The organism is Rhizobium sp. YIM 134829 (genome assembly GCF_046546455.1).
In genome coordinates this window covers 211,528-235,715 of the sequence record NZ_JBKHKI010000002.1, presented here as the reverse complement: position 1 = coordinate 235,715, position 24,188 = coordinate 211,528, and the positions used below count along the sequence as shown (strand labels likewise).

Annotated in this window: 21 protein-coding genes; 9 read left to right on the top strand and 12 right to left on the bottom strand. The window is 63.9% G+C overall.

Annotated elements, in window-relative coordinates; genetic code table 11:
• Positions 1-40: 40 nt before the first annotated feature.
• A complete protein-coding gene (locus tag ACLE20_RS06005; RefSeq protein WP_410939355.1) occupies positions 41-1,096 on the bottom strand; it encodes a dipeptidase in 1,056 nt (351 codons plus the stop codon).
• Positions 1,097-1,345: 249 nt separating this feature from the next.
• Here ACLE20_RS06005 and ACLE20_RS06000 point away from each other — a divergent pair, with 249 nt between their 5' ends.
• Positions 1,346-2,617, top strand: coding sequence for an alpha/beta hydrolase (locus ACLE20_RS06000; RefSeq protein ID WP_410939354.1), 1,272 nt, complete (start codon positions 1,346-1,348; stop codon positions 2,615-2,617).
• Between the two features lie 112 nt (positions 2,618-2,729).
• Here ACLE20_RS06000 and ACLE20_RS05995 read toward each other — a convergent pair whose 3' ends face one another.
• From ACLE20_RS05995 to xylF, 3 genes are all read right to left on the bottom strand, one after another.
• Complete coding sequence (locus tag ACLE20_RS05995; protein ID WP_410939512.1) at positions 2,730-3,518, bottom strand: ATP-binding cassette domain-containing protein; 789 nt, start codon at positions 3,516-3,518, stop codon at positions 2,730-2,732.
• 76 nt (positions 3,519-3,594) lie between these two features.
• The gene (locus tag ACLE20_RS05990; RefSeq protein ID WP_410939511.1) at positions 3,595-4,908 is read right to left on the bottom strand and encodes a sugar ABC transporter permease; all 1,314 of its coding nucleotides are present in this window, start codon (positions 4,906-4,908) and stop codon (positions 3,595-3,597) included.
• A gap of 172 nt (positions 4,909-5,080) precedes the next feature.
• Positions 5,081-6,121 carry a D-xylose ABC transporter substrate-binding protein gene (xylF, locus tag ACLE20_RS05985; RefSeq protein ID WP_410939353.1) on the bottom strand — a complete coding sequence of 347 codons (1,041 nt, stop codon included), beginning with the start codon at positions 6,119-6,121 and terminating at the stop codon, positions 5,081-5,083.
• Positions 6,122-6,329: 208 nt separating this feature from the next.
• Between xylF and ACLE20_RS05980 the strand changes: the two genes are divergently transcribed.
• Positions 6,330-7,562 (top strand): ROK family protein, encoded by a 1,233-nt coding sequence (locus tag ACLE20_RS05980; protein WP_410939352.1) that lies wholly within the window; start codon positions 6,330-6,332, stop codon positions 7,560-7,562.
• A 60-nt stretch (positions 7,563-7,622) separates the two neighbouring features.
• Here ACLE20_RS05980 and iolG read toward each other — a convergent pair whose 3' ends face one another.
• The gene (gene iolG, locus ACLE20_RS05975; protein WP_410939351.1) at positions 7,623-8,618 is read right to left on the bottom strand and encodes an inositol 2-dehydrogenase; all 996 of its coding nucleotides are present in this window, start codon (positions 8,616-8,618) and stop codon (positions 7,623-7,625) included.
• Positions 8,619-8,886: 268 nt separating this feature from the next.
• Here iolG and ACLE20_RS05970 point away from each other — a divergent pair, with 268 nt between their 5' ends.
• Positions 8,887-9,162: a hypothetical protein gene (locus ACLE20_RS05970; protein WP_410939350.1), complete on the top strand. Its 276-nt coding sequence runs from the start codon at positions 8,887-8,889 to the stop codon at positions 9,160-9,162.
• Here ACLE20_RS05970 and ACLE20_RS05965 read toward each other — a convergent pair.
• Both ACLE20_RS05965 and ACLE20_RS05960 read right to left on the bottom strand, forming a co-directional pair.
• The gene (locus ACLE20_RS05965; RefSeq protein WP_410939349.1) at positions 9,110-9,649 is read right to left on the bottom strand and encodes a hypothetical protein; all 540 of its coding nucleotides are present in this window, start codon (positions 9,647-9,649) and stop codon (positions 9,110-9,112) included. The genes ACLE20_RS05970 and ACLE20_RS05965 overlap by 53 nt on opposite strands.
• Before the next feature lie 78 nt (positions 9,650-9,727).
• Positions 9,728-10,705: a LysR family transcriptional regulator gene (locus ACLE20_RS05960; RefSeq protein WP_410939348.1), complete on the bottom strand. Its 978-nt coding sequence runs from the start codon at positions 10,703-10,705 to the stop codon at positions 9,728-9,730.
• 280 nt (positions 10,706-10,985) lie between these two features.
• Here ACLE20_RS05960 and chvE point away from each other — a divergent pair, with 280 nt between their 5' ends.
• The 4 genes from chvE (at position 10,986) to araD1 (ending at position 16,003) form a co-directional block, all read left to right on the top strand.
• Positions 10,986-12,056, top strand: a complete 1,071-nt coding sequence (gene chvE / locus ACLE20_RS05955) for a multiple monosaccharide ABC transporter substrate-binding protein (RefSeq protein ID WP_410939347.1) — start codon at positions 10,986-10,988, stop codon at positions 12,054-12,056.
• A gap of 119 nt (positions 12,057-12,175) precedes the next feature.
• Positions 12,176-13,711 (top strand): multiple monosaccharide ABC transporter ATP-binding protein, encoded by a 1,536-nt coding sequence (gene mmsA / locus ACLE20_RS05950; protein WP_410939346.1) that lies wholly within the window; start codon positions 12,176-12,178, stop codon positions 13,709-13,711.
• Positions 13,711-14,919: a multiple monosaccharide ABC transporter permease gene (gene mmsB, locus ACLE20_RS05945; protein ID WP_410939345.1), complete on the top strand. Its 1,209-nt coding sequence runs from the start codon at positions 13,711-13,713 to the stop codon at positions 14,917-14,919. Before mmsA ends, mmsB begins: the two co-directional genes overlap by 1 nt.
• Positions 14,920-15,007: 88 nt before the next feature.
• Positions 15,008-16,003: an AraD1 family protein gene (gene araD1 / locus ACLE20_RS05940; protein WP_410939344.1), complete on the top strand. Its 996-nt coding sequence runs from the start codon at positions 15,008-15,010 to the stop codon at positions 16,001-16,003.
• Positions 16,004-16,018: 15 nt separating this feature from the next.
• Here araD1 and ACLE20_RS05935 read toward each other — a convergent pair whose 3' ends face one another.
• Complete coding sequence (locus ACLE20_RS05935; RefSeq protein ID WP_410939343.1) at positions 16,019-17,410, bottom strand: PLP-dependent aminotransferase family protein; 1,392 nt, start codon at positions 17,408-17,410, stop codon at positions 16,019-16,021.
• Between the two features lie 113 nt (positions 17,411-17,523).
• Between ACLE20_RS05935 and ACLE20_RS05930 the strand changes: the two genes are divergently transcribed.
• Positions 17,524-18,387 (top strand): DMT family transporter, encoded by an 864-nt coding sequence (locus tag ACLE20_RS05930; RefSeq protein ID WP_410939342.1) that lies wholly within the window; start codon positions 17,524-17,526, stop codon positions 18,385-18,387.
• 127 nt (positions 18,388-18,514) lie between these two features.
• Here ACLE20_RS05930 and ACLE20_RS05925 read toward each other — a convergent pair whose 3' ends face one another.
• From ACLE20_RS05925 to ACLE20_RS05910, 4 genes are all read right to left on the bottom strand, one after another.
• Positions 18,515-19,390 (bottom strand): sulfite exporter TauE/SafE family protein, encoded by an 876-nt coding sequence (locus ACLE20_RS05925; RefSeq protein WP_410939341.1) that lies wholly within the window; start codon positions 19,388-19,390, stop codon positions 18,515-18,517.
• Positions 19,391-19,708: 318 nt separating this feature from the next.
• Entirely contained in the window at positions 19,709-20,545 is an 837-nt protein-coding gene (locus ACLE20_RS05920; protein ID WP_410939340.1) for a transglutaminase family protein, read from the bottom strand.
• Between the two features lie 39 nt (positions 20,546-20,584).
• Positions 20,585-21,526 (bottom strand): alpha-E domain-containing protein, encoded by a 942-nt coding sequence (locus ACLE20_RS05915; protein WP_410939339.1) that lies wholly within the window; start codon positions 21,524-21,526, stop codon positions 20,585-20,587.
• Positions 21,527-21,532: 6 nt separating this feature from the next.
• Positions 21,533-22,927: a circularly permuted type 2 ATP-grasp protein gene (locus ACLE20_RS05910; protein ID WP_410939510.1), complete on the bottom strand. Its 1,395-nt coding sequence runs from the start codon at positions 22,925-22,927 to the stop codon at positions 21,533-21,535.
• Between the two features lie 333 nt (positions 22,928-23,260).
• Here ACLE20_RS05910 and ACLE20_RS05905 point away from each other — a divergent pair, with 333 nt between their 5' ends.
• On the top strand, positions 23,261-24,184 hold the full coding sequence (locus tag ACLE20_RS05905; protein WP_410939338.1) for a DMT family transporter: 924 nt from the start codon (positions 23,261-23,263) through the stop codon (positions 24,182-24,184).
• Positions 24,185-24,188 lie beyond the last annotated feature (4 nt).

Here is a 24,188-nt window from a genome sequence, read left to right as displayed (position 1 = left end):
CCTGTTGAGAGGCCTTGTGGCCCTTTTTGTCACGCTTGCATCAGCCGGCTTCGTGCCAGGCTTCGGCAAGGATTCTAAGCCAGTTTTCCCGGCATATTTTGGTTAGTTCCGACTCACCATATCCGGCGTCCCGGAGGGCGGCAACGAGGTTCTGATTGCCGGATGCATCACCGATAGCTTGCGGGATCGTGGCGCCGTCGAAGTCGGAGCCGAGCGCCACGCAGTCGATGCCGACGCGCTCGACAAGGTGATCGAGATGGCGAACCATGTCGGAGAGCGGCGTGTCGGCATTCTCCAGCCCGTCGGCGCGCAGCATGGTGGTCGCGTAATTGAGGCCGACGAGGCCGCGCCGTTCGCGGATCGCGTCCAGCTGCTTGTCGGTCAGGTTGCGGGCCACGGGGGTCAGCGCATGGGCGTTGGAGTGGCTGGCGACCAGCGGTTTCGTGCTCGCCTTCGCCACGTCCCAGAAGCCCTGCTCGGTGATATGGGCGAGATCGATCAGAATGCCGAGGCTGTCGCAGGCCTTGACCAGCGCCACGCCGGCACGGGTCAAACCGGGGCCGGTGTCGGGGTCCATCGGATAGGCGAAGGGCACGCCATGGCCGAAGAGATTGTGACGGCTCCAGACCGGCCCGAGCGAGCGCAAGCCGGCGGCGTGGAAGGTTTCGAGTGCATCGAGATTGCCGTCGATCGCTTCGCAGCCTTCCATATGCAGAACGGCGGCAAAGACCTGGTCCTCCATCGCACGGCGGATCTCCGCCGTCGAGCGGCAGAGACGCCAGGCGCCGGCCCGCTCCAGCTTCAGGGCGATCGCGGTAAATTCGAGCGCGATGTCGAGCGAAGGCTGGCGCTCGAGCGGCGCGGCCATCGGCGTGATATAATGACCCTTCTCGTCCGGCTCGCGCAGGACGAGGTCGCCCGAGGGAATATAGATGGCGCAGAGACCGCCGGCGAGGCCGCCGCGGCGTGCCCGCGGCACGTCGATATGGCCGGCTGCCGTGCCGTTAATGAATTCGGCGATCGGATCGCCGCCGGTTTTCACCGTATGCCAGAGACGAAGCAGCACGTCGTTATGGCCGTCGAACACTGCTTCCATCGCTGTCACTTCCATGCCTGCTTACGCAGCCTAAACGGGCTTACGTCATCGTCCGGTAACGGATACTAGTCATGCTGCGTCGCAGCGCAAGCCGGTGTCGACCCAATGTCCACCGTTGCAATCGGGGCACGCTGAAGTGGCCAATCCGGCCTCGGCGGAGAAACGCGTTTCGCCAGCAGGGCAAATCTGGCACATCTTCGCCCACAGGCGCGGCGCCTTCGCGCGCCCGCAGCAGGACAGGATTGCGTCATGACGACCGAGAAGCGGGGTTTTCCCGCACCCTCCTTGCCCCGGCGCAAGCCCACCTTGGCGACGGCGCTCGCCATGGCCCTGCTTCTCGCTTCCTGTGCCGGCCGGCCGCAGGGCGTTCTCGTCCCGACTGGCAGCGCGCCCGGCGCCACCAAGGTCGATATGCTGGTGGCCACCACCCGCGCGCCATCCAAGGATCCCGGCATTCTCTTTGGCGGAGAGCGGGCGACCAAGATGACGGCCGCCGAGATCGTCGTTTCCATTCCGCCGGATAAAAACCGCAAGGTCGGCCAGGTGCAGTGGCCGAAGAAGCTGCCGCCCAATCCCGAGCGCGAATTCTCGACCGTCTCGGTCTCGCCGCTGCTCGAGCGGCGCGAGGTCGAGAGCTGGCTGGACGAGTCCCTGCCGAAGAGCCGCCGCCTCCTGATCTTCGTGCACGGCTTCAACAATCGCTACGAGGATGCCGTCTATCGCTTCGCGCAGATCGTCCATGACAGCCGCGCCGACGTCGCGCCGATGATCTTCACCTGGCCTTCGCGCGGCAGCATTTTCGACTATAATTACGACAAGGAAAGCACCAACTATTCCCGCGATGCGCTGGAGGAGCTGTTGCGCCGGGCGGCGAAGGATCCGCGCGTCTCCGATGTCACGGTCATGGCCCATTCCATGGGCTCCTGGCTGACCGTCGAGGCGCTGCGCCAGATGGCGATCCGCGACGGCCGGGTGGCGCCGAAGATCACCAATGTCATTCTCGCTTCGCCGGATCTCGACGTCGATGTCTTCCGCACCCAGTTCGAAGCGATGGGGAAGAAGAAACCCAAATTCACCCTCTTCGTCTCGCAGGACGACCGGGCCCTGCTGATCTCGCGGCGCATCGCCGGCAATGTCGAGCGCCTCGGCCAGATCAATCCGAACGAGGAGCCCTACAAGAGCGAACTGGAAAAGGCGGGCATCACCGTGCTCGATCTGACCGCGCTGCAGACCGGCGATCGCCTCAACCACGGCAAGTTCGCCGAGAGCCCGGAAGTGGTGAAACTGCTCGGCAACCGGCTGATCGCCGGCCAGACGGTTACCGATTCCGAGATCGGCCTCGGCCAGCGGGTTGGCGCCGTGGCGCTCGGAACGGCGCAAACGGTCGGCAGCGCCGCCAGCGTCGCCGTCAGCACCCCCATCGCCATCTTCGACCCCGCGACCCGGGAGACGCTCGACGACCAGCTCCAACAGCTCGGCCGAACCGCCGGCGGCACGGTGGCGACGACCGTGGGGCAATAGGGCGGCGGCACGTCGCTCTTCAGCGAATATCTTGACTGCGATCGGTCCGGAATGACGAAAGGGAGCCACGCGGCTCCCTTTCTCTCTATCTATGGCGCGTGTGAGACCCTGCTTACGCCACCTGCATCGCGCCCGGCCCGGGAATGGCCTTCGGGGGAACCTTGCCGAGGATGATCATGCCGAGGACTTCGTCCTTGGTGACGTCCTCGGTGCGGGCATGGCCGACGACGCGGCCGTTCTTCATGACCGAGACACGGTCCGCGAGGTCGAAGACGTCGTGGATGTCGTGGCTGATCAGGAAGATGCCGATGCCTTCGCGCTTCAGCTGCTTGATGAGCTCGCCCACCTGCGCCGTTTCCTGGGGCCCGAGCGCGGCGGTCGGCTCGTCCATGATCAGGATGCGGGCATTGAAGAGGATGGCGCGGGCGATCGCGACCGACTGGCGCTGGCCGCCGGAGAGCGCCTTCACCGGCTCCTTGAAGCGGCGGAAATTCGGGTTGAGACGTCCCATCACCTCGCGGGTCTTGGCCTCCATCGCCACGTCGTCCAGCGTGCCCCAGGGGGTGCGCAGTTCACGGCCGAGATAGAGGTTGGCGGCGGCATCGACATTATCGGCGACCGCGAGCGTCTGGTAGATCGTCTCGATGCCATATTTCTTGGCGTCGCGCGGGTTGGCGATGTCGGCATTCTCGCCATTGATCAGGATTTCGCCGGCATCGCGCTTGTAGGCGCCCGAGAGGATCTTGATCAGCGTCGACTTGCCGGCGCCGTTATGGCCGAGAAGGGCCACGACCTCGCCGGGGTAGAGGTCGACGGAGGCATTGTCCACGGCGTGGATGCCGCCGAAGGAGATCGAGATGTTGCGCATCTCGACGAGGGGCGTGGCGGTGGTGCTGGTCATGCTGCCGGCCGTCATGGGGCTGTTGGTCCCGCTGGTGTTCGTCACTGGAGTGTTCGGCATGGGATCGGCCTCCTTCTTACTTGGCGCGGGCGCGATAGACCGTGTCGAGCCAGACGGCGACGACGAGGACCAGACCGACGACGATGCGCTGGAACGGGCTGTCGATGCCGAGAAGCACCATGCCGGATTGCAGCGATTGCATGACGAAGGCGCCGAGCATGGCGCCCGCTATGGTGCCGGTGCCGCCGGCAAGCGAGGTGCCGCCGATGACGGCAGCCGCGATGGTATAAAGTTCGTCGAGCTCGCCCTGCGCATTGGTCGCGGCATTCAGGCGGGCGGTAGAGATGGCGGCGGCGATGGCGCAGAGCGCGCCCATCAGCATGAAGATGCGCACGGTCACCCAGCGGGTCTTGATGCCCGCGAGTTCGGCCGCCTCCGGATTGCCGCCGATCGCGAAGACATAGCGGCCGAAGCGCAGGCGGGTGGAGATGAAGGTCATGACGATGCCGACGACGACCGCGATCAGCACCGGAATGGCGATGCCGTGCGAAATCTGCAGGCCGCCTTCGGGCCAGGCGATTGCATTGGCTTCGGCATAGCGCCGCGCGATGTTGACCGGCCAGTAATAGGAATTGGCGACCAGAACGGCGCCGAGCACCAGCACGCACGAGAGCACGCCGAGCACATATTCGGCCCAGACCGGACGGCGCGGGAAGCCGAAGCGCTTGCGCTGCTTGCGGGCGTTGAGCAGTGCGGCGACGATGGCGAGGCAGGCGATCAGCCCGACGATCCAGCTGGCGGTTGCCCCGATCGAGCCTTCGGTGCCGCCGCCCATCAGGCGGAAGGTGGCATCCATGGGCGCAACGGTCTGGCCGCTGGTCACGAACCAGGTCGCACCACGCCAGACGAGCAGGCCGCCGAGCGTGACGATGAAGGAGGGGACGTTGAGGAAGGCGATGATGAGGCCGTGCAGGGCGCCGATCGAGGCGCCGACGGCGATGCCGACGACAAGCGTCACGATCCAGATCATCGGGCTGCCGGCACCGAGATAGGCGGGCAGGATCTGCGCCTGCATGACGCCCATGATCATGCCGCAGAAGCCGAGCAGCGAGCCGACCGAGAGGTCGATATTGCGGGTGACGATGATCAGCACCATGCCGGTCGCCATAACGGCGACGGAAGAGGTCTGCACCGTCAGGTTCCAGAGGTTGCGCGGCGTCAGGAACAGGCCGCCCGTCAGGATCTCGAAGCCGACCCAGATGATCAGCAGCGCGCCGATCATGCCGAGCAGGCGGGTGTCGATCTCGGTGGCGCGGAAGAAGCGCTTCACAGGGCTCTCCGTCGCGGTCCGTGCGCCGTCAAAGGCGACGCTCTTCATCGTATCGGCCATCGTGCTGCCGCTCTCCCCCTCGTGCAACCGGCCTCGCGTCATCCGACGCGCCGCTGCAAACTTCATTAAGGCTCGTCACCCCGGCGGGCCCACCCCGGCCGGCGCCTTTCATGGAAATCGGCAGGCGCAGGGCATGTCGCCCGGCGCTTGCCTTGTCAGACCCTGCGGTCCCTTAGTTGCAGGCGGCGACCGAACCGGCCTTCACGCCCTGGCAGGCTTCTTCCTTGCTGATCCAGCCGGCATCGATGACGGCGTTCAGATTGTCCTTGGTGATGGCCAAGGGGGCGAGGAAGACAGACTTCATGGCCGCACCCTTCGGGCCGCCGTTGAAGGTCTGGACGTCGGCGATCTGGTCCATGGTCTTGCCACCGGCCAGTTCGACGGCGATTTCGGCGGCACGCTTGCCGAGAACGCGGCTGTCCTTCCAGACGGAGACGGTCTGGGTGCCAAGTGCGACGCGGTTCAGCGCGGCCTTGTCGGCGTCCTGGCCGGAGACCGGCACCGAGCCGGCGAGGCCCTGGGCGTCGAGGGCGGCGATCGCGCCACCGGCGGTGCCGTCATTGGACGCAACCACGGCATCGACCTTGTTGTCGGCGGCGGTCAGGAACTGTTCCATGTTCTTCTGCGCGACTTCCGGCTTCCAGCCGTCCGTATAGGCTTCGCCGACATTCTTGATCTTGCCGGAGTCGATCGCCTCCTTCAGCACTTCCTGCTGGCCGGAGAAGAGGAAGTCGGCGTTCGGATCGGCGGACGAGCCCTTGATGAAGACGTAGTTGCCTTCCGGCTTCACCTTGAACACTTCGCGCGCCTGCAGGCGGCCGACTTCCTTGTTGTCGAAGGTGATGTAGAAGGCGGCCGGGTTTTCGATCAGGCGGTCATAGCCGACGACCGGAATGCCTTCGGCGGCAGCCTTCTCGATAGCCGGGCCGATCGCGTCGGAATCCTGGGCGAGAACGATCAGCGCATTGGCGCCCTGCGAGATCAGCGACTCGACGTCGGTCAGCTGCTTGGCCGGCGAGGACTGGGCGTCGGCAGAGATATACTTGTCGCCGGAGGCTTCGAGCGCAGCCTTGATGGCAGCCTCGTCGGTCTTCCAGCGCTCTTCCTGGAAGTTCGACCAGGATACGCCGACGACGAGGTCCTTGGCCGAAACAGCGGAATGCATGGATACGATGATGGCGGCACCCGCCATCAGCTTCAAAACGGTCTTCATGTAATCCTCCCAAAGGGCCGCCGGCCGTGCGCGTGGAACCTCCCTCGCGATCCCCATCCGGCAGCAAGCTACCGCCGAGAGCTTTTTTCTCGACAGTCGAGAAAATAGATGTCAGAGATTTTCAGGGCTGTCAACACGGGGCGAAAGCGGTGATTTTCGCAGGCTTGCGCGCTTTGACCGGTGGCCCGGCGGTGATAGTGATCAGCTCATGCTCATAAAGTCGAGCACCGAACAGGTGCGCCAGCAAAACAGCGTTCTTGTCCTTTCGGCGCTGCGTCGGCACGGGCCGCAGGCGCATACGGATCTCTCCGAGCGCACCGGGCTCGCCTCTGCCACCGTCTCGGCCATCACCACCGATCTCGAACGCATCGGCGTCATCGGCCGCAGCGATCAGCCGTCGGCCGGGGGGCGGGGACGTCCGCGCGCCTTGTTCTCACAGCGGCGCGATTACGGCTTCCTCATCACCGCGCAGATCTCCTCCGATCTCGTGCATTATTCGCTGGTCGACTATGCCGGTCGGCTGATCGACCGCTTCGACGAGCCGCGCAGCCACCAGGCGCCGAACGCCGCGCGCTTCGCCCAATCCTTCCTCGACGCGCTGAGCCGGCTCGCAGAGCGCTCGCGGATTGCGCCCGATGATGTCATGGCGATTTCGATCAGCAGCAAGGGCACAGTCGATGCCTCGGGCAGCGTGCTGCTCTGGTCGCCGCTGCTCGGCGGCACGGCGATCGACTTCGCCGCCCTGATCGCGCCGCGTTGGAAGGCGCGGGTGACGCTCAGCAACGAGACGCTGCTCGTCGCCCAGGCGCTGGCGACGCGCCAGGATGATGCCGATCCCGATCAGTCGCGCCTGGCCGTCGTCTCGCTCGGCCACTCGATCGGTCTGGGCATTGCCCGGCGGGACCGGGCGGGAGAGATCGAGGCGAGCGCGCCGAATTTCGGCCACATGCTCGACAGGGCCGACGGCGGCCTCTGCCGCTGCGGCGCCTTCGGCTGCGTCGAGGCCTCGGCCGGCTTTTACGGCATCTTGCGCACGGCCTTCCAGGTGCCGCCCGATACGATTCCTGCCAAATTCGTGCCGCTCGGCGAGATGGACAAGATCGCGCTCTCCGCCCGGCAGGGCAATCGCATGGCCCGCTATGCCTTCCGCATGGCTGGCCTGGCGCTCGGCAACGGCCTGTCGCGTCTGCTGAGCCTCTACGGACCCCTGCCGATCTTCCTGACCGGGCCGGGAATCCGCTTCCTTGATCTCCTGAATGACGGGATCGAGGAGGCACTTGGCCGCTCGCATGAGGTGCGGCTTCTCGGCCGTCCGTCGGTTTCCTTCATTGCCGACGAGCCGCAACTGGTCTTCGACGGCCATCTCGACCGGGCGCTGACCGAGATGGACCATGTGATCGCCGAAACTCGGCTTGGCCTGCGCGACAGCCGCAGCGCCTGACCGGACATGAAAACGCCGCGTCTCCGGAAGGAAACGCGGCGTTGAAGACGGGAAGGGGGCTCAGGCTTCGACGGCGATCTGGCGCTTTTCAGCCACCGAACGAACGGCGGCATCGGCGAGGGCGAGCGCTGCGAAACCATCGGCCCCGCTCGGCGAAAGCGGTGCGTTGGCCTCGATGCCGGCGATGAAGGCGGCAATCTCGTTGGCATAGGCCTCGGTGTAGCGCGTCATGAAGAAATCATGCAGCGGCGGGCGGGTATAGCCCTCGCCATTGGCGATCTCGATCGAGACAGCGCGCTGGTTCTCGGCTGAGACGACGCCCTTCGAGCCATGCACCTCGATGCGCTGATCATAGCCATAGGTGGCGCGGCGGGAGTTGGAGATGATCGCCTGCTTGCCGCTCGCCGTCTGCAGGATCACCGAGACGCTGTCGAAGTCGCCGGCCTTGCCGATCTCGGGATCAACCAGCACGGCGGCAGTGGCGGTGACGGCCACCGGCTCTTCGCCGAGCAGGAAGCGGGCCATGTCGAAATCATGGATCGTCATGTCGCGGAAGATGCCGCCGGAGCGCTTGATATAATCGACCGGCGGCGCGCCCGGATCGCGCGAGATGATCGTCACCATCTCGACCTCGCCGATCCGGCCCTCGTCGATCGCCTTGCGGACGGCCATGAAATGCGGGTCGAAGCGGCGGTTGAAGCCGACCATCAGTTTGCCCTTGGTGTCGCTGACCGTCTTCATGCAGGCCTTGACGCGATCGACATCGAGATCGATCGGCTTTTCGCAGAAGATCGCCTTGCCGGCCCGGGCGAAGCGCTCGATCAGGTCGGCATGGGTGTCGGTCGGCGTGCAGATCACCACGGCATCGATGTCGCTCGCCGCCTCGATCTCCTTGATCGTGCGCACCGCGCAGCCATAGCTGGCGGCAATCGCTTCCGCGGCCTGCGGGAAGGCATCCGCCACGGCCACGAGGATCGCATTCGGATTGCCGCTTACGGCCTTGGCGTGAACCTTGCCGATGCGGCCGGCGCCGAGAAGACCAAATCTTACCGTCATGTGCTGTTCTTTCGTCAGCGGGCTTCGCCCGGGAGGCGGTCTGATGCGCTCAGCCCGCAAAAGCGTGATGGACAGCGCGCCGACCGGCCGCGCGGGAGCCAGCTTGCCCGCGGCCATCCTGCCGCGCGGGCCTCCATGCGCCCCCATGCCATCCTCGCGATGGAATGAATGCGCAAATCTGACTATTTTGGAACATTTATTCCACGTATCACGCAGGCGTCAAGCCGCCGCTCTTGTGGGGCACAGGATTTCCGGACTATGGAGGGGCATGTTCAAGCTCATCGACCCCGACCACGCCTTTTATCGTCCGCTCTGGATCCGCCTTCTCGTCGTGGCGGTCTGTGCCAGCTGGACGGCGGTGGAGTTCACGATGGGCTCGGAAACCTGGGGCTTCATCCTGCTTGCCATCACCGCCTATACCTCGGCGACGCTGCTGGTCTTCTACAAGCCGAAGGATCCGGCGGTCCCGGCGCCGACCGACGGCCCGGCGGTCAATGCTGGCCCTGCGGCCGAGGGCGAGACGGGGCGCGAGGAGCGGCCCTAGCCTCGGCCCGGCGCCACCGCCGGAGGGCTTCATCCACCAGCATATTCGCGAGCATCATCCGCCGGGTCGCCGCCGCACGGTGCGACGGATCATGACGGTCGGGATGGTTGAGCGCCGCGAAGGCCCGCCGTTGCTCGGCCAGTCGCGTCGGATTGTCGCCCGGCCTGATGCCGAGATCGGCCAGAACCTCCTCCAGTGTCAGCCGCGAGAGGAAGGAGGGCGGCTCCGGTGGTGACTCTTCCTCAGCCGGAACGTCCGGCTCCAATTTGGTTGCCGCTGGTTCTGGTGGAGGAGGAGGCGTCGGCGGGCCCGCCATGTCGGCATAGGCCTGTTCGACAGCGACTCCCGAAGCCATGGCTTGGGTCTCCGCAGCAAAGCCGGCGCCGAGGCCGGCGATGCGGGCCGAGGGCGTATCAGCGGGGTCGGCCGCGGCGTCCTCCGCCTGCAGCCGTTCCAGCACCGATTGAAAGACCGATCGCGCGAACATGGAACTCCCTTTACCGCGCCGAGAAGAGCATTCGAGCATGATGCGGGGCTTGTGTGGCCCGGGTTCGCGTCTCACACCTTAGGCATGTGCCTGCTTGCGGATCAGGTCGTAGAGCAGCGTGGCGCTCGGGGGCAGGGCGCGGCCGGCGGCGGTGATCAGGCTATAGGGGCGGATGCGGATGCGGTGGCGGATCGGCAGGCGGCGGATCTCGCCAAGCGGCGTGCCATTGTCGGAGACGAGGGCGGCCACATCGCGGGCGACCGCGGCGATCGCATTGGTCTCCTTGACGATCGACAGGGTCAGGATGGTCGAGGAGGTGTTGATCACCGTCTTCGGCAAGGGCACGCCGGCCGCCACGAAGCTCTCCTCCACCGCCCGGCGCAGAAGCGTGCTTGGCGGCTGGAAAACCCAGTCATAGCGCAGCAGCATCTCCGGCGTGATGCGCCCTTCCTCGAGCAGTGGATGGTTGCGTCGGACGATCAGATCGACCGCCTCCTCGCCGATCTCGACCATGCTGAACAGCCGCGGATCGAGATCGTCGGGAACGCGGCCGATGACGAAATCGTGCCTTGCCGCCAACAGTTCGCGCATCAGCACATTGCTGTTCTCGATCTGGATGTTGATCTCGATCCCCGGATAGGCGGCGGTGACCTGGCGGACGGCGGGAACCGCCAGATGAATGGCGGGGCCGGTGACCGACCCGAGCGAGACCGAGCCGCCGCTCCCATATTTGAGCTCGGTGATCTCGCGCGCGGTCTCGCGCAGCTCGAGAAAGATGCTCCGGGCGCGGCGCGCCAGAGCCCGGCCGAACTGCGTCAGCTCGACGCCACGGGCGATCCGCGCGCAAAGCGGCGCCTTGACGATCGCCTCCACCTCACCCAACAGACGAGAAGCGGCCGGTTGCGAAATGCCCAGCGCATCGGCCGCGGCGCTGATCTGCCCATGTTCCTCGATCGCCAGAATCAGGTGCAGATGATTCATCTTCAGCCCCGATTTGAAAATGCTGCGCGCCGAAGCATCGAAGCCGGAGATCACCTGTTCCCTTGGTTGGTCCACGCTAACCCCCTCAATTCAAAGACGTTAACCAAAAATCACACTCTTGGGGCTTCATATACCAAAAAAAGTATGCCGATAGCGAAATATTGCATTTGACAGTTATGTGGATTGATTCCAGTTTGCGCGCATGTGAGCCGACGCCTCGGGAGCGTTAGGGCTAGGAGGGCCTTCTTCAACCTTTTGCCTCTGCCGCGGGACACTCTGTCCCATGGTCGTTGCGCGCTGCACATGCCCCACCGTTTTCGTAAGCGGGCGGGTTCAACACTCAGGGAGAGATCATATGAAATTGGTAACTTCGCTCCTCGCCGCCGCCGCGATCAGCGTGGCGTCGTTTGTGGCGCCTGTCTTCGCGCAGGACAAGGGCACCGTTGGTATTTCCATGCCGACGAAGACGTCGACCCGCTGGATTTCCGACGGTGAAACGATGGAGAAGCTCTTCAAGGAAGCCGGCTACACGCCGGACCTGCAGTTCGCCGACGATGACATTCCGAACCAGCTGGCCCAGATCGAGAACATGGTGACCAAGGGCGCCAAGGTTCTGGTCATCGGCGCCATCGACGGCACCACGCTGTCGGACATCCTCGCCAAGGCGCATGACGCCGGCGTGAAGGTCATCGCTTACGACCGCCTGATCCGCGACTCCGGCAATGTCGACTACTACGCCACCTTCGACAACTTCCAGGTCGGCGTTCTCCAGGCGACCTCGCTTGTCAACGGCCTGAAGGCGAAGTTCGCCGATACCAAGCCGTGGAACGTCGAACTCTTCGGCGGTTCGCCGGACGACAACAACGCCTTCTTCTTCTATGACGGCGCCATGTCGGTTCTGCAGCCGCTGATCGACAGCGGCGACATCGTCATCAAGTCCGGCCAGCAGGGCATGGACCAGGTCGGCACGCTGCGTTGGGACGGTGCGGTCGCTCAGGCCCGCATGGAAAACCTGCTTTCCTCGACCTACACCGATGCCAAGGTCAACGGCGTTCTCTCGCCCTATGACGGCCTGTCGATCGGCATCCTGTCGGCCCTGAAGGGCGTCGGCTACGGCTCCGGCGACATGGCGATCCCGGTCGTCACCGGCCAGGACGCCGAGCTGCCTTCCGTCAAGTCGATCCTTTCCGACGAGCAGTACTCCACCGTCTTCAAGGACACCCGCGAACTTGCCAAGGTTGCCGTCAGCATGACCGACGCCATCCTCTCGGGCAAGGAACCGGAAGTGAACGACACGAAGACCTACGACAACGGCGTCAAGGTCATCCCGTCCTACCTGCTGAAGCCGGTTGCCGTTGATAAGTCGAACGCCAAGGACATCCTGGTCGGCGCCGGCTACTACACCGAAGACCAGATCAACAACTGATCGTCCGCCATCAGCGAGGGTCCGCGCATCCGCGCGGACCCTTTCGGCATCATGAGGACGCTCCCCACCCGGTCGGGCCCGCCTCATTCGTGACGGTTCGGCCATTGGAACGCGAGATAATGGACAAATACATTCTCGAAATGCGCGGCATCACCAAGACGTTTCCGGGCGTTCGCGCGCTCGACAACGTCAATCTGAAGGTCACCGAGGGCGAGATTCATGCGCTCGTCGGCGAAAACGGTGCCGGCAAATCGACGCTGATGAAGGTGCTTTCCGGGGTCTATCCGGCCGGCAGCTATGAAGGCGACATCTATTTCGACGGCGAAGTCCGCAAGTTCAGCGCCATTTCCGACAGCGAACATCTCGGCATCATCATCATCCACCAGGAGCTCGCCCTCGTGCCGCTCCTGTCGATCGGCGAGAACATCTTCCTTGGCAACGAAGTCGCCACCAAGGGCGTGATCGACTGGAAGACCACCTTCGCCCGCACCCGCGAGCTCCTGGCCAAGGTCGGCTTGAAGGAAAACCCCGCGACCCTCATCACCGACATCGGCGTCGGCAAGCAGCAGCTGGTGGAAATCGCCAAGGCGCTGTCGAAGAAGGTACGGCTGCTCATCCTCGACGAGCCAACCGCCTCGCTCAACGAGACGGATTCGGCCGCGCTCCTCAACCTGCTGATGGAATTCCGCAAGCAGGGGCTGACCTCGATCATCATTTCGCACAAGCTGAACGAGATCAAGACGGTCGCCGACAAGATCACCATCCTGCGCGATGGCGGCACGGTCGAGACCCTCGACTGCCACAGCGAGGACATCAGCGAAGACCGCATCATCAAGGGCATGGTCGGGCGCGACATGGAGGACCGCTATCCTCCGCGCGAGCCGAAGATCGGCGAGATGCTGCTCGAGGTGAAGAACTGGAACGTCTTCCACCAGCATCACCGCGACCGCCAGTTCCTGCATGACGTGAACTTCACCGTCCGCGCCGGCGAGGTCGTCGGCATCGCCGGACTCATGGGCGCCGGCCGCACAGAGACGGCGATGAGCCTGTTCGGTCGCTCCTGGGGTCACAAGATCACCGGCGATGTGATGATGCACGGCAAGCCGGTCGATGTCTCGACCATCGAGAAGGCGATCGATGCCGGGCTCGCCTATGTCACCGAGGACCGCAAGCATCTGGGCCTCGTGCTCAACAACAACATCATGCACAACACCACGCTCTCCAACCTGCCCAAGGTCGCCAATGGCGGCGTTATCGATGGGCACAAGGAGCGAAAGGTCGCTCAGGACTATCGTAAGCTCTTGCGCATCCGTTCGCATTCGATCTACCAGGAGGCCGTCAACCTTTCGGGCGGCAACCAGCAGAAGGTCGTCTTGTCCAAGTGGCTGTTTACCGATCCCGAGGTCTTGATCCTCGACGAGCCGACGCGCGGCATCGATGTCGGCGCGAAATATGAAATCTACACCATCATCAACCAGCTTGCCGCAGAGGGCAAAGGCATCCTCATGATCTCGTCGGAGATGCCGGAGCTCCTCGGAACCTGCGACCGCATCTACGTCATGAACGAAGGACGCATCGTCGCCGAACTGCCGAAGGCGGAAGCCAGCCAGGAGTCCATCATGCGAGCCATCATGCGCTCCGGGGAGAAGCACTAATGGTCGTTGAAACCAGCGCACCCACCTCCAAGCCGTCGATCGGTGAATATCTGAAAGCCAATATCCGCGAATACGGCCTTCTGGTCGCGCTCGTGGTCATCATGGTCTTCTTCCAGGTCATCACCAACGGCGTCCTGTTCCGCCCTGTCAACATCACCAACCTGATCCTGCAGAACTCGTTCATCGTCATCATGGCGCTGGGCATGCTGCTGATCATCGTGGCCGGCCATATCGACCTTTCGGTCGGGTCGATCGTCGCCTTTACCGGCGGCCTTTCGGCCATCATGCTGGTTAAATGGAACATTCCTTACGTCATTGTCGTGCCGCTCTGCCTCATTCTCGGCGGCTTGGTCGGCGCGGCGCAGGGATATTGGGTCGCCTACCAGAAGATCCCGTCCTTCATCGTGACGCTGGCGGGCATGCTCGTCTTCCGCGGTCTCACCTATCTCATCCTGCAGAACCGGCCGATCGGTCCGTTCCCGAAGGAATTCCAGGTCCTGTCGACCGGTTTCGTCCCCGATATCCTGTCTTTCATCAACCCGGCACCGGAGCTGTTCGTCAACTTCTTCGCCTTCGTCGCGGTTCTCGCCCTCGTGGCCTATGCCGTCTATTCCGGCGTCAAGGCGCGGCGCGACAATGATCGCCACGGCACGGAGAACGAACCCCTCATCTTCTTCGCCATCCAGATGGTGATCATCGGCGCGGTCTCGATCTTCCTCGGCTACCAGCTCGCCACCTATCGCGGCTTCCCGAACGTTCTGGTGGTCATGGCGCTGCTGATCGCGCTCTATACCTTCCTCACCAACCGCTCGACGATCGGCCGTCGCATCTATGCGCTCGGCGGTAACGAGAAGGCGGCCAAGCTCTCGGGCATCAACACCGAGCGGCTCACCTTCCTCACCTTCGTCAACATGGGCGTGCTGGCGGCTCTCGCCGGCATGATTATCGCCGCCCGCCTCAACTCGGCGACCCCGAAGGCCGGCGTCGGCTTCGAGCTGGACGTGATCGCGGCCTGCTTCATCGGCGGCGCTTCGGCCTCCGGCGGTGTCGGCAAGATCACCGGTGCGGTCATCGGCGCCTTCATCATGGGCGTCATGAACAACGGCATGTCGATCATGGGCCTCGGCATCGACTACCAGCAGCTCGTCAAGGGCTTGGTCCTGCTGGCCGCCGTCTTCTTCGACGTCTACAACAAGAACAAGGGCTGATCCGGTCCGGTTTCGCAATCAGACCCGCGCGGGCACCCTTCCGCGCGGGTCTTTTCGTTTGCAGGCAGAGCAGGGAAGGAACAGGTTCATGCTGATCTCGCAGATCCTGAATGAGGATGGGTCGATCACCGTTGCCGTGCGCGAAGAGGGGGAGGGCGCCCATGCCGTGCGCGGCGCTGATAGTCTCTACCACCTGGCGCTCGAAGCCGCCAATTCCGGCCGCGGCCTTCTCGATGTCATTCACAGCCGCGGCTTGGCCGGGCCGGTCGATTTGCAGACGGTCTATGCCACGCAGCGCTTCCTGCCGCCGATCACGCACCCCGATCCGGCGCATCTGCACCTGACCGGAACCGGGCTCACCCATCTCGGCTCCGCCGCCACCCGCGATGCCATGCATGCCGCCGCGGCGCAGCAGGCCGAAAAGGCCGAGACCGATTCCATGAAGATGTTCCGCATGGGGATCGAAGGCGGCAAGCCGGCGCTGGGCGATACCGGCGTGCAGCCGGAATGGTTCTACAAGGGGAATGGCCTGCAGCTTGCCCTGCCGGGTGCGGATCTCGTTTCCCCTTCTTTCGCGCTCGATGGCGGCGAGGAGCCGGAGCTCGCCGGCGTCTATGTGATCGCCGACAACGGCCAGCCCTTCCGCCTCGGCTTCGCCGTCGCCAACGAGTTCTCCGATCACGTGACCGAGCGGATCAACTATCTCTATCTCGCCCATTCCAAGCTGCGCCCGGCAAGCTTCGGCCCGGAGCTGCGCATCGGCACGCCGCCGGAAGATGTGCGTGGCACCTCGCGCATCTTGCGGGATGGCGCCGTGGTCTGGGAAAAGCCCTTCGTCTCCGGCGAAGCCAACATGTCCCACAGCTTCGCCAATCTCGAGCACCATCATTTCAAATATGGACTGTTCCGCGCGCCGGGCGATGTGCATGTCCATATGTTCGGAACGGCGACGCTCTCCTTCGGCGATGGCATCAGGACCGAACCAGGCGACATTTTCGAGATCGCCGCCGAAGGTTTCGGCCTGCCGCTCAGCAACCGGCTGGCCGTGGCGGAGCGGGAAGAGGTGACCATCGGCGTGCTCTGACGCGCGGCGGTGGCCTCAGGCTCGGGCCTGGCTGAGGCACTCCTTCAGCACCGCCAGGGCGCGCGGATCGTCCATCTGCGAGACATTGAAGCGCATGAGCGCTGGCGCCGATTGCGAGAGACTGAAGACGTTGCCCGGCGCCAGCACCACCTGCCGCTCCATGGCCGCCCGGGCGATCTCGGCCGCATCGATGCCATCGGGAAGCGCGCACCAGAGGAAAAGGCCGTCCTGCGGCATGAGCAGCGGCTTGATGCCGATGGCCGTGAGCGCGGCGGCGACGCGGCTGCGTGCCTCGGCCAGCCGCGCGCGAAGGCTCTCCAGATGCTTGCGGTAGCTGCCGTCGCTCAAGACCTGGAAGACCAGCTCGGCTGTCAGCCGCCCGCCGCCGAAGGAGGTGGCGATCTTCAGATCCGCCAGGCTCTCGATCCAGTCCGGCCGCGCCACGACGAAGCCGCAGCGCACGGAGGCCGAGAGCGTTTTTGAGAAACTTCCGATCTCAACGACGCGCTGCAACCCGTCGAAGGCGGCAAGCCGCGGGGCGGGCACCGTCTCGAGATCACCGAAGATGTCGTCCTCGATGATGGTGAGATCGGCCTCCTCGGCGATCTTGAGGACCCTGTGCGCGGTGACCGGCGAGAGCACCGCGCCGGTCGGATTGTGGATGCCGGAATTGGTGATGTAGAGCCGCGGCCGCGCCTCGGCGACGATCCGCGAAAAGGCTGCGATATCCGGCCCGGCCGGCGTATAGGGCACACTGACGAGCTTTGCCCGATGGGCGCGCAGCAGGGCCTGGAAGTTGAAATAGCAGGGATCGTCGATCAGCACCGTATCGCCTGGCTCCAGGAAGAAGCGGCAGAGGAGGTCGATCGACTGCGTGCCGGATTCGGTCAGCATGATCTGCCCCGGCGCCGCCTCGATGCCGCGTTCGCCAAGACGCCGTGCCAGGAGCTGGCGGAGCGGCAGCAGGCCGAGCGGGGAGGCGTAGTGGGAGAGCACGGCGCTGTCGCCGCGCGAGAGCCCGCGCAGTGCGCGGCGAAGGCTTGCTTCCGGAAACCAGTCCGGCGGCAGCCATCCGCATCCGGGCTTCAACGTCTCGTCGTCTGTCTCCAGAGACTGGCGCGAGACCCAAAAAGGATCGACGGCGCGATCGACCTTCGGTCCGGCCTCGGCGAGCGCAAAGGGCGCCGCCTGCTGGGCGACATAGAAGCCCGATCCGGGGCGCGACACGATGGCGCCCTCCGCCACCAGCCGCTCATAGGCCTCGACCACGGTCGAGACCGAAACCTTGAGCGTGGCGGCGAGTGCTCGGACGGAAGGGAGCTTCGCACCCGGCGTCAGAGCCCGCCCGGCAATGCGCTGGGAGATCGTCTCCATCACCAGGCGAACCCGCGTCACGCCGTTCTGCATCCTCAACCCGTAATGCTGCTGTTGGCCATACAGTTTGGCCGAACCGTAACAGACTGTGCATGGCCTCGCCTAGGGACCTGCAGGAGAAGAGGCTTTCGAGCGGGGAGAGAAAAATGGATCGGGCAGGGGCCGGATGGCTGAACGGATTGATCGGTGTGGCGATTTTCAGCGGCTCGCTGCCTGCGACGCGCGTTGCCGTGCTGCAGTTTGATCCGGTGTTCCTTACAGTTGCCCGCGCGGCGATCGCCGGGCTGATCGCGCTCGCACTGCTTCTTGCCCTCAAGCAGAGATGGCCGACGCGACAGGAGGTTCTGTCGTTGATCGTCGTGGCGCTCGGCGTCGTCGTCGGCTTCCCGCTGCTCACCGCGCTTGCCCTGCAGAGCGTGACCTCCGCCCATTCGATCGTCTTCATCGGCCTCCTGCCGCTTGCCACCGCGCTCTTCGGCGTGCTGCGCGGCGGGGAGCGGCCGAAGCCGGTCTTCTGGCTCTTCTGCCTGGCGGGCAGCAGCTGCGTTGCGGGGTTTGCGGTAAGCCAGGGCCTGCGCGTTTCTCCGGTCGGCGATCTGTTGATGCTGGGGGCTATCCTTGTCTGCGGGCTCGGCTATGCCGAGGGCGGGTGGCTGTCGCGCAGCCTTGGCGGCTGGCAGGTCATCTGCTGGGCGCTGGTGCTGGCGCTACCGGTCATGCTGGTGCTGAGCCTCCTCGTGCAGCCCGCCTCCTTCGACGGCATCGGCCTGCCGGCGCTGCTTGGGCTTGGCTATGTCTCGCTTTTCAGCATGCTGATCGGCTTCTTCTTCTGGTATCGCGGCCTGTCGCAGGGCGGCATCGCCGCCGTCGGCCAGCTTCAGCTCCTGCAGCCCTTCCTCGGCCTCGCCTTGGCGGCCGGCCTGCTGCACGAGCCGGTGAGCCCCGGCATGATCGGCGTCACCCTCGCCGTCATCCTCTGCGTCGCCGGCGCCAAGCGCTTTGCGCGGTAGGACGACCTTGAAACCGAAGAGATGGGCTTACCGGGTCGACGTTTGCGGCAAATCCTCGTGCGCGATGTCGTCAAGGGACTGATGTCGCCCGCGCTGCGCGGCTGTCCTTAACCGTTGCAAGCGCGGGTCAATCGCGCAGGCCTGAGACAACCATCGCGACACCGGAAAACCCGAGGAGCAGGATGACCGTCCGCCTGAACGCTGCATCCGGCATAATCATGAAGACGCGCACGCCAATGATCACCGGCAACAGAACGGCTGCGGCCACGATGATAAAATAGATACCGCCTACGCCAGCCGTAAGACCGATGTAGACGTAGTAAGCCATGGTAACGGTCAGGGTGCAAAGATTGAACACCTGCATCAGGCTTCGGTGCTCCCGCTTGTTCAGCCCTCTTAAAGCCCACCAGAGCGTGGGGATAACCCCCGAAAATCCGCCGATTCCGCCCATTGTGCCTCCGATGAAGCCAACAGCGATGTCTGGCGCCAACAGATCGTTCTTCGGCATTTTGGGAATAAATCGGTCGCCGAACATCAGCGCGCTCCAGGCAACGAGAAACACACCGAAGCCAGTTCGAAACCAGATAGGGTCGACGAGAGGCAACAGGGTTGCGCCGATCGGTATCCCCACCAGCGCGCCCACGAGATGCGGCCAGAGCAGCTTTACGTTGATGAGTGGTTTGTGAAGATACAGCGCAGCGACTTGTCCGACGAGGGCGCCGAACACGACCAGACATGCCGCTACTCTCGGCTCTACGAACCAGACCCAAACTGACATCGCGACCAGACCAAAACCGAACCCGGACATGCCCTGCACGAGGCCCGCGATAACCGCGCCAATACTGAGCGCCAGATAGGAGACGGAAATACTGATCATGACGCGTCCCTCTACTTCGACATGTTCTTTGCGTTCGCCAGCGTCATCGGCAAACAGATCTCCTCGTTGCATGCCGGCGCAAGCCTGATCGAGATGCCCGCCCAAACACGTGGACGGGTCGTGCACGCCTGACTGCTCGCTGAAATCCTCGACGGCTGGGGTATTGGAATGTCTCGGCGGGTGTTGGGCGCATATATGACCCTGCGAACCGGATCATGGGTCGAGATGTACGCCACTGCAAGCAAAGTCTGAAGGAAAATCAACGTTCCGTTAGAACATTCTGTAGGAAAAACGTTCTTGAGGCGCGAAACGAGGGAATAGATATCGAAAGCCGGGCGCGCGAATTCCGGATCACGCGACCTGCCGTAGGAGGGATCGACCGGATCCTTTCATCGTCCAGGTGGCGCTCTCGAGAGACGCAAGACCAACGCGGCGCCTCGATCCTCAGGACTGCGTCTGCTCCTGACCCTGCTGGCTCTGGCTATGCGTCTGTTGCACCGTCAAGTCAACGGTCAGCGTCTCGTGGGCGGCGCCATGGACGAGGCCGGAGACGGGGGCGGCGTCACGATAGTCGAGGCCGGTCGCGATCCGCACATAGCGGTCGTCGGGGCAGAGATTGTTGGCGGCGTCGAAGCCCACCCAGCCAAGACCGGTCAGATGTACCTCGGCCCAGGCATGACTGGCTGTCTGCTCGACCGTGTCGGTCAGCATCAGATAGCCGGAAATATAGCGGGCCGGCAGGTCGAGCGCGCGGGCGGCGGCGATCATGATATGGGCGTGGTCTTGGCAGACGCCACTGCCGCTCAGCAAGGCCTCTTCGGCCGTGGTCTCCGCGCCGGTTTCGCCGGGCCGATAGTCCACTGCTTCATGAATGGCGCCCATCAGGGCATGCATGCGGGCAAGGTCGCCGTCGCCGGTCTGCGACTTGGCCAGATCGCGGATCACCTTGCTGCGCTTGGTCAGTGGCGTTTCGCGCAGGAAGAGCCAGAGCGGCATATAGGATTGATGCGGGCCGAAGACGCCGGCGCGGTCGGCCGTTTCCACCTCGCCCTGGGCGACGATGCGGATATGATCCTGCTCGCCATTGACGCTGACGAGTGTGATGCGGTTGCCGAAATGGTCTTCGTAGCCCACCTCCACCTTCGCCCCTTCCACCGAGGTTTCCCAGGCGATGACCGATTGTCCCGGCTGGGTAAGCGGCGTCAGGCGCAGGCGCTGAAGCGAATAGCTGACCGGCTCGTCATAGCGATAATCCGTCGTGTGGCTGATCTTCAGGCGCATGCCGTGTCTCGCTTCTGATGCGTCGGGCTCCGGCTCATTTTAGGAATAGAACCGGTAGCCGTCGGAGATTTCCTGGCCGAGAATATTGTTCTGGCTGATGAAGGTCTCGATATATTCGTGCAGGCCCTGGTCCATCACGGCCTTGATGGAATGGGTGCGCAGCGAGTTCAGCGTGCCTTCCGCCGTGTCATGCGCGGCATGACGCTCGCCATATTCGCGGGCGAGATAGCCGAGATTGCTGACGATCTTGTCATAGGAGTAAGCGAGCGAGCGCGGCATGCGACCGTTGAGGATCAGGAAGTCGGCGATATTGGCCGCCTTGTATTCCGCCTCGTAGACCCAGCCATAGGAGCGATGGGCCGAGACCGAGCGCAGGATCGATTCCCACTGCACATTGTCGATCGAGGTGCCGACCTGGCTGACGGCCGGCAGCAGCACGTAATATTTCACGTCGAGAATGCGGGCCGTGTTGTCGGCGCGTTCGATGAAGGTGCCGATGCGCGAGAAGTTGAAAATGTCGTTGCGCAGCATCGTGCCGTGGAAGGCGCCGCGGATCAGTCCTGTCTTGCGCTTGATCGCGTCGATCACCTCCGGCAGTTCCGCAGCCTTGACCCGGCGGGCCAGCATGGCCTTCAGGTCGAGATAGCACTCGTTGGTCGCTTCCCAGGTCTCCCGCGTCAGCGCCGTGCGCACCATGCGCGCATTGCTGCGCGCCGATTCGATGCAGGAGAGAACGCTCGACGGATTGGACTTCTCCCGAAGGAGGAAATCGACCGCATCGGTGTTGTTGGGCGACTCGTAGAGGCTCTCATAGGTGTCGAAGACACCAGAGCTCTGCAGCACGCCTTCCCAATTGTCTTCGTTCAGGTGTGAGCGGGTCAGCGACATGCGCAGCCCGGCATCGACCAGGCGGGCGCTGTTTTCGGCACGCTCGATATAGCGGAACATCCAGTAGAGTCCGTTGGCAGTACGTCCGAGCATGTCCGATCAGTCCTCCAGAACCCAGGTGTCCTTGGTGCCGCCGCCCTGGCTGGAATTGACCACCAGGGAGCCAGCCTTGAGCGCCACGCGGGTCAGCCCGCCCGGGATAATCTGCACCTTGTCGGAGACGAGCACATAGGGCCGCAGATCGACGTGGCGGGGGGCGATGCCCTTGTTGACCATGATCGGCACGGTGGAGAGCGAGAGCGTCGGCTGGGCGATGTAATTGTTCGGCCGAGCCTTCAGCTTCTCGCAAAAGAGCGCGCGCTCCTTGCGCGAGGCGGTGGGGCCGACCAGCATGCCGTAGCCGCCCGAGCCGTGGACCTCCTTGACGACGAGATCGGCGATATTGTCGAGCACATATTGCAGGCTCTGCGGCTCGGAACAGCGCCAGGTCGGTACGTTCTCGAGCATGGCCTTGCGGCCGGTATAGAATTCGACGATCTCCGGCATGTAGGAATAGATCGCCTTGTCGTCGCAGATCCCGGTGCCGGGCGCGTTGGCAATGGTGATGTTGCCGGAGCGGTAGACATCCATGATGCCGGGAATGCCGAGCGCGGAGTCTGGCCGGAAGGTGAGGGGATCGAGGAAGTCGTCATCGACGCGGCGGTAGAGCACGTCGATCGCCTCATAGCCGCGCGTGGTGCGCATCCTGACCTTGCCGTCGATCACCCGAAGATCCGACCCTTCGACGAGTTCCACGCCCATCGTGTCGGCGAGGAAGGAATGTTCGTAATAGGCGGAGTTGAAGATGCCGGGGGTGAGCACGGCGACCCGCGGTTTGCCTTCGCAGCCGGGCGGCGCGACGGCAGCCAGCGAGTGGCGCAGCAGGTAGGGATAGTTCTCCACCGGCTTCACCCGGTTCTGGTAGAAGAGCTCCGGAAACATCTGCATCATCGTCTCGCGGTTCTCCAGCATATAGGAGACGCCGGAGGGCGTGCGGGCATTGTCTTCCAGAACGTAGAACTGGTCCTCGCCGGTGCGCACGATGTCGGTGCCGACGATATGGGTGTAGACGCCGCCCGGCGGGCGGAAGCCGACCATCTGCGGCAGGAAGGTATCGTTTTTCTCAATCAGCGCGCGCGGAATGCGGCCGGCGCGGATGATTTCCTGCTTGTGGTAAATGTCGTCGAGAAAGGCATTGAGCGCCAGCACGCGCTGCTCGATGCCCTGCGCCAGCCGCCGCCATTCGCGCGCGGAGATGATGCGGGGGATAAGATCGAAGGGGATCAGCTTTTCGGAACTGTCGGCATGGCCGTAGACGGCGAAGGTGATGCCGGTCTTGCGGAAGATGTTCTCGGCCTCTTTCGACTTGGCGATCAGGCGGGCCTTGTCCTGGCTTGCATACCACTCATTGTAGGTTTCGTAGGGCTGGCGCGGCGTGTTGTCCGCATTCATCATTTCATCGAATGCCAACGGTATCGTCCCCTTTTTTTAGGCATTTGAGACCAAGCACATCAGCAATGCAAGAAGCATGCGCGTTCCTCTCGCAAAGAATTTCCGCGCTGCAAAACTGCGCCCCTCTAAGGGCCAAATGGCGCTTTGCCGGGCGTCGGCAAGGCGACGCGCGGCGCCAACGCAGAAGAACTGCCTTCAAAACTCGCATTTGCATCATCTGAATGCTGATCCGCGCAGAATGAGCGCGGCTGATGCTCAGCTGCAGGAGTTTTGCTTTGACGCGGCGCGAGCCGGCAGCTAGCGAGCCGACCATAGAAGAATTCCGCCGGAGACATGATGACAGATCGCACCCAATCCGACCCCAAGGGTTCGCTCTCGTCGGGCGGGTTCGAACAGGCCATTCCCGCCCTCTTCGTGCTGCTCTGGTCGACAGGTTGGGTCATGGCGAAATATGCCGACCTCTATGCCGATCCGCTGACCTTCCTCGTGCTGCGCTATGCAGCGGCCACCGTCCTGTTCGTGCTCTTCTGCCTTGCCAGCGGCGCACGATGGCCGTCGTCGCGCGCGCTCGTCCTGCGCGCCATCGTCTCCGGCATGTTCCTGCACGGCTTCTATCTCGCCGCTCTCTTCTGGGCGATCGGGCAGGGGGTGCCGGCCGCGCTTTCCGCCATCATTGCCGGGCTGCAGCCGCTGATGACGGCCGTTGTCGCACCGTTCCTGATCGGCGAGCAACTGAGCCGGGCGCAGAAACTCGGGCTGGCTCTCGGCTTCGCCGGCATCGCCATCGCCGTCTTTCCGAAGATGCTGGCGATCGATCCCGGTGCGACGCCGATCCATCTCCTGCCGGTGCTGATCAATATCGCCGGCATGGCCTCTGTCACCTATGGCACGATCTACCAGAAGCGGCACCTGCAGCAGAGCGACATCCGCACCACGGCAACGCTGCAATATGTCGGTGCGCTGATCGTCACCGTACCCCTGGCACTGATGCTCGAGGACCTGCGGGTGGAGTGGCGGTTCGAGCTGTTTGCTGCGCTTGCCTGGGCCGTGCTCGGCCTGTCGATGGGGGCGATCGCGCTGCTGCTTTATCTCATCCGTCGCGGACAGGTCTCGCGGGCGGCCTCGCTCATCTATCTCGTGCCGCCCCTCGCCGCCTTCCAGGCCTGGGCATTGTTCAGCGAGCCGCTGACCATTCTGATGATCCTCGGCACCGCCATCGCCGTCTTGGGTGTCTATCTCACCAATCGCAAGAAGGGCTGAGGGC

What these genes read in the sequence shown, in the direction of transcription:
- ACLE20_RS06005 (WP_410939355.1), bottom strand. Translation starts at nt 1,096, where the DNA reads ATGGAAGCAGTGTTCGACGGCCATAACGACGTGCTGCTTCGTCTCTGG.
- ACLE20_RS06000 (WP_410939354.1), top strand. Translation starts at nt 1,346, where the DNA reads ATGACGACCGAGAAGCGGGGTTTTCCCGCACCCTCCTTGCCCCGGCGC.
- ACLE20_RS05995 (WP_410939512.1), bottom strand. Translation starts at nt 3,518, where the DNA reads ATGACCAGCACCACCGCCACGCCCCTCGTCGAGATGCGCAACATCTCG.
- ACLE20_RS05990 (WP_410939511.1), bottom strand. Translation starts at nt 4,908, where the DNA reads ATGGCCGATACGATGAAGAGCGTCGCCTTTGACGGCGCACGGACCGCG.
- xylF (WP_410939353.1), bottom strand. Translation starts at nt 6,121, where the DNA reads ATGAAGACCGTTTTGAAGCTGATGGCGGGTGCCGCCATCATCGTATCC.
- ACLE20_RS05980 (WP_410939352.1), top strand. Translation starts at nt 6,330, where the DNA reads ATGCTCATAAAGTCGAGCACCGAACAGGTGCGCCAGCAAAACAGCGTT.
- iolG (WP_410939351.1), bottom strand. Translation starts at nt 8,618, where the DNA reads ATGACGGTAAGATTTGGTCTTCTCGGCGCCGGCCGCATCGGCAAGGTT.
- ACLE20_RS05970 (WP_410939350.1), top strand. Translation starts at nt 8,887, where the DNA reads ATGTTCAAGCTCATCGACCCCGACCACGCCTTTTATCGTCCGCTCTGG.
- ACLE20_RS05965 (WP_410939349.1), bottom strand. Translation starts at nt 9,649, where the DNA reads ATGTTCGCGCGATCGGTCTTTCAATCGGTGCTGGAACGGCTGCAGGCG.
- chvE (WP_410939347.1), top strand. Translation starts at nt 10,986, where the DNA reads ATGAAATTGGTAACTTCGCTCCTCGCCGCCGCCGCGATCAGCGTGGCG.
- mmsA (WP_410939346.1), top strand. Translation starts at nt 12,176, where the DNA reads ATGGACAAATACATTCTCGAAATGCGCGGCATCACCAAGACGTTTCCG.
- mmsB (WP_410939345.1), top strand. Translation starts at nt 13,711, where the DNA reads ATGGTCGTTGAAACCAGCGCACCCACCTCCAAGCCGTCGATCGGTGAA.
- araD1 (WP_410939344.1), top strand. Translation starts at nt 15,008, where the DNA reads ATGCTGATCTCGCAGATCCTGAATGAGGATGGGTCGATCACCGTTGCC.
- ACLE20_RS05935 (WP_410939343.1), bottom strand. Translation starts at nt 17,410, where the DNA reads ATGCAGAACGGCGTGACGCGGGTTCGCCTGGTGATGGAGACGATCTCC.
- ACLE20_RS05930 (WP_410939342.1), top strand. Translation starts at nt 17,524, where the DNA reads ATGGATCGGGCAGGGGCCGGATGGCTGAACGGATTGATCGGTGTGGCG.
- ACLE20_RS05920 (WP_410939340.1), bottom strand. Translation starts at nt 20,545, where the DNA reads ATGCGCCTGAAGATCAGCCACACGACGGATTATCGCTATGACGAGCCG.
- ACLE20_RS05915 (WP_410939339.1), bottom strand. Translation starts at nt 21,526, where the DNA reads ATGCTCGGACGTACTGCCAACGGACTCTACTGGATGTTCCGCTATATC.
- ACLE20_RS05910 (WP_410939510.1), bottom strand. Translation starts at nt 22,927, where the DNA reads ATGATGAATGCGGACAACACGCCGCGCCAGCCCTACGAAACCTACAAT.
- ACLE20_RS05905 (WP_410939338.1), top strand. Translation starts at nt 23,261, where the DNA reads ATGACAGATCGCACCCAATCCGACCCCAAGGGTTCGCTCTCGTCGGGC.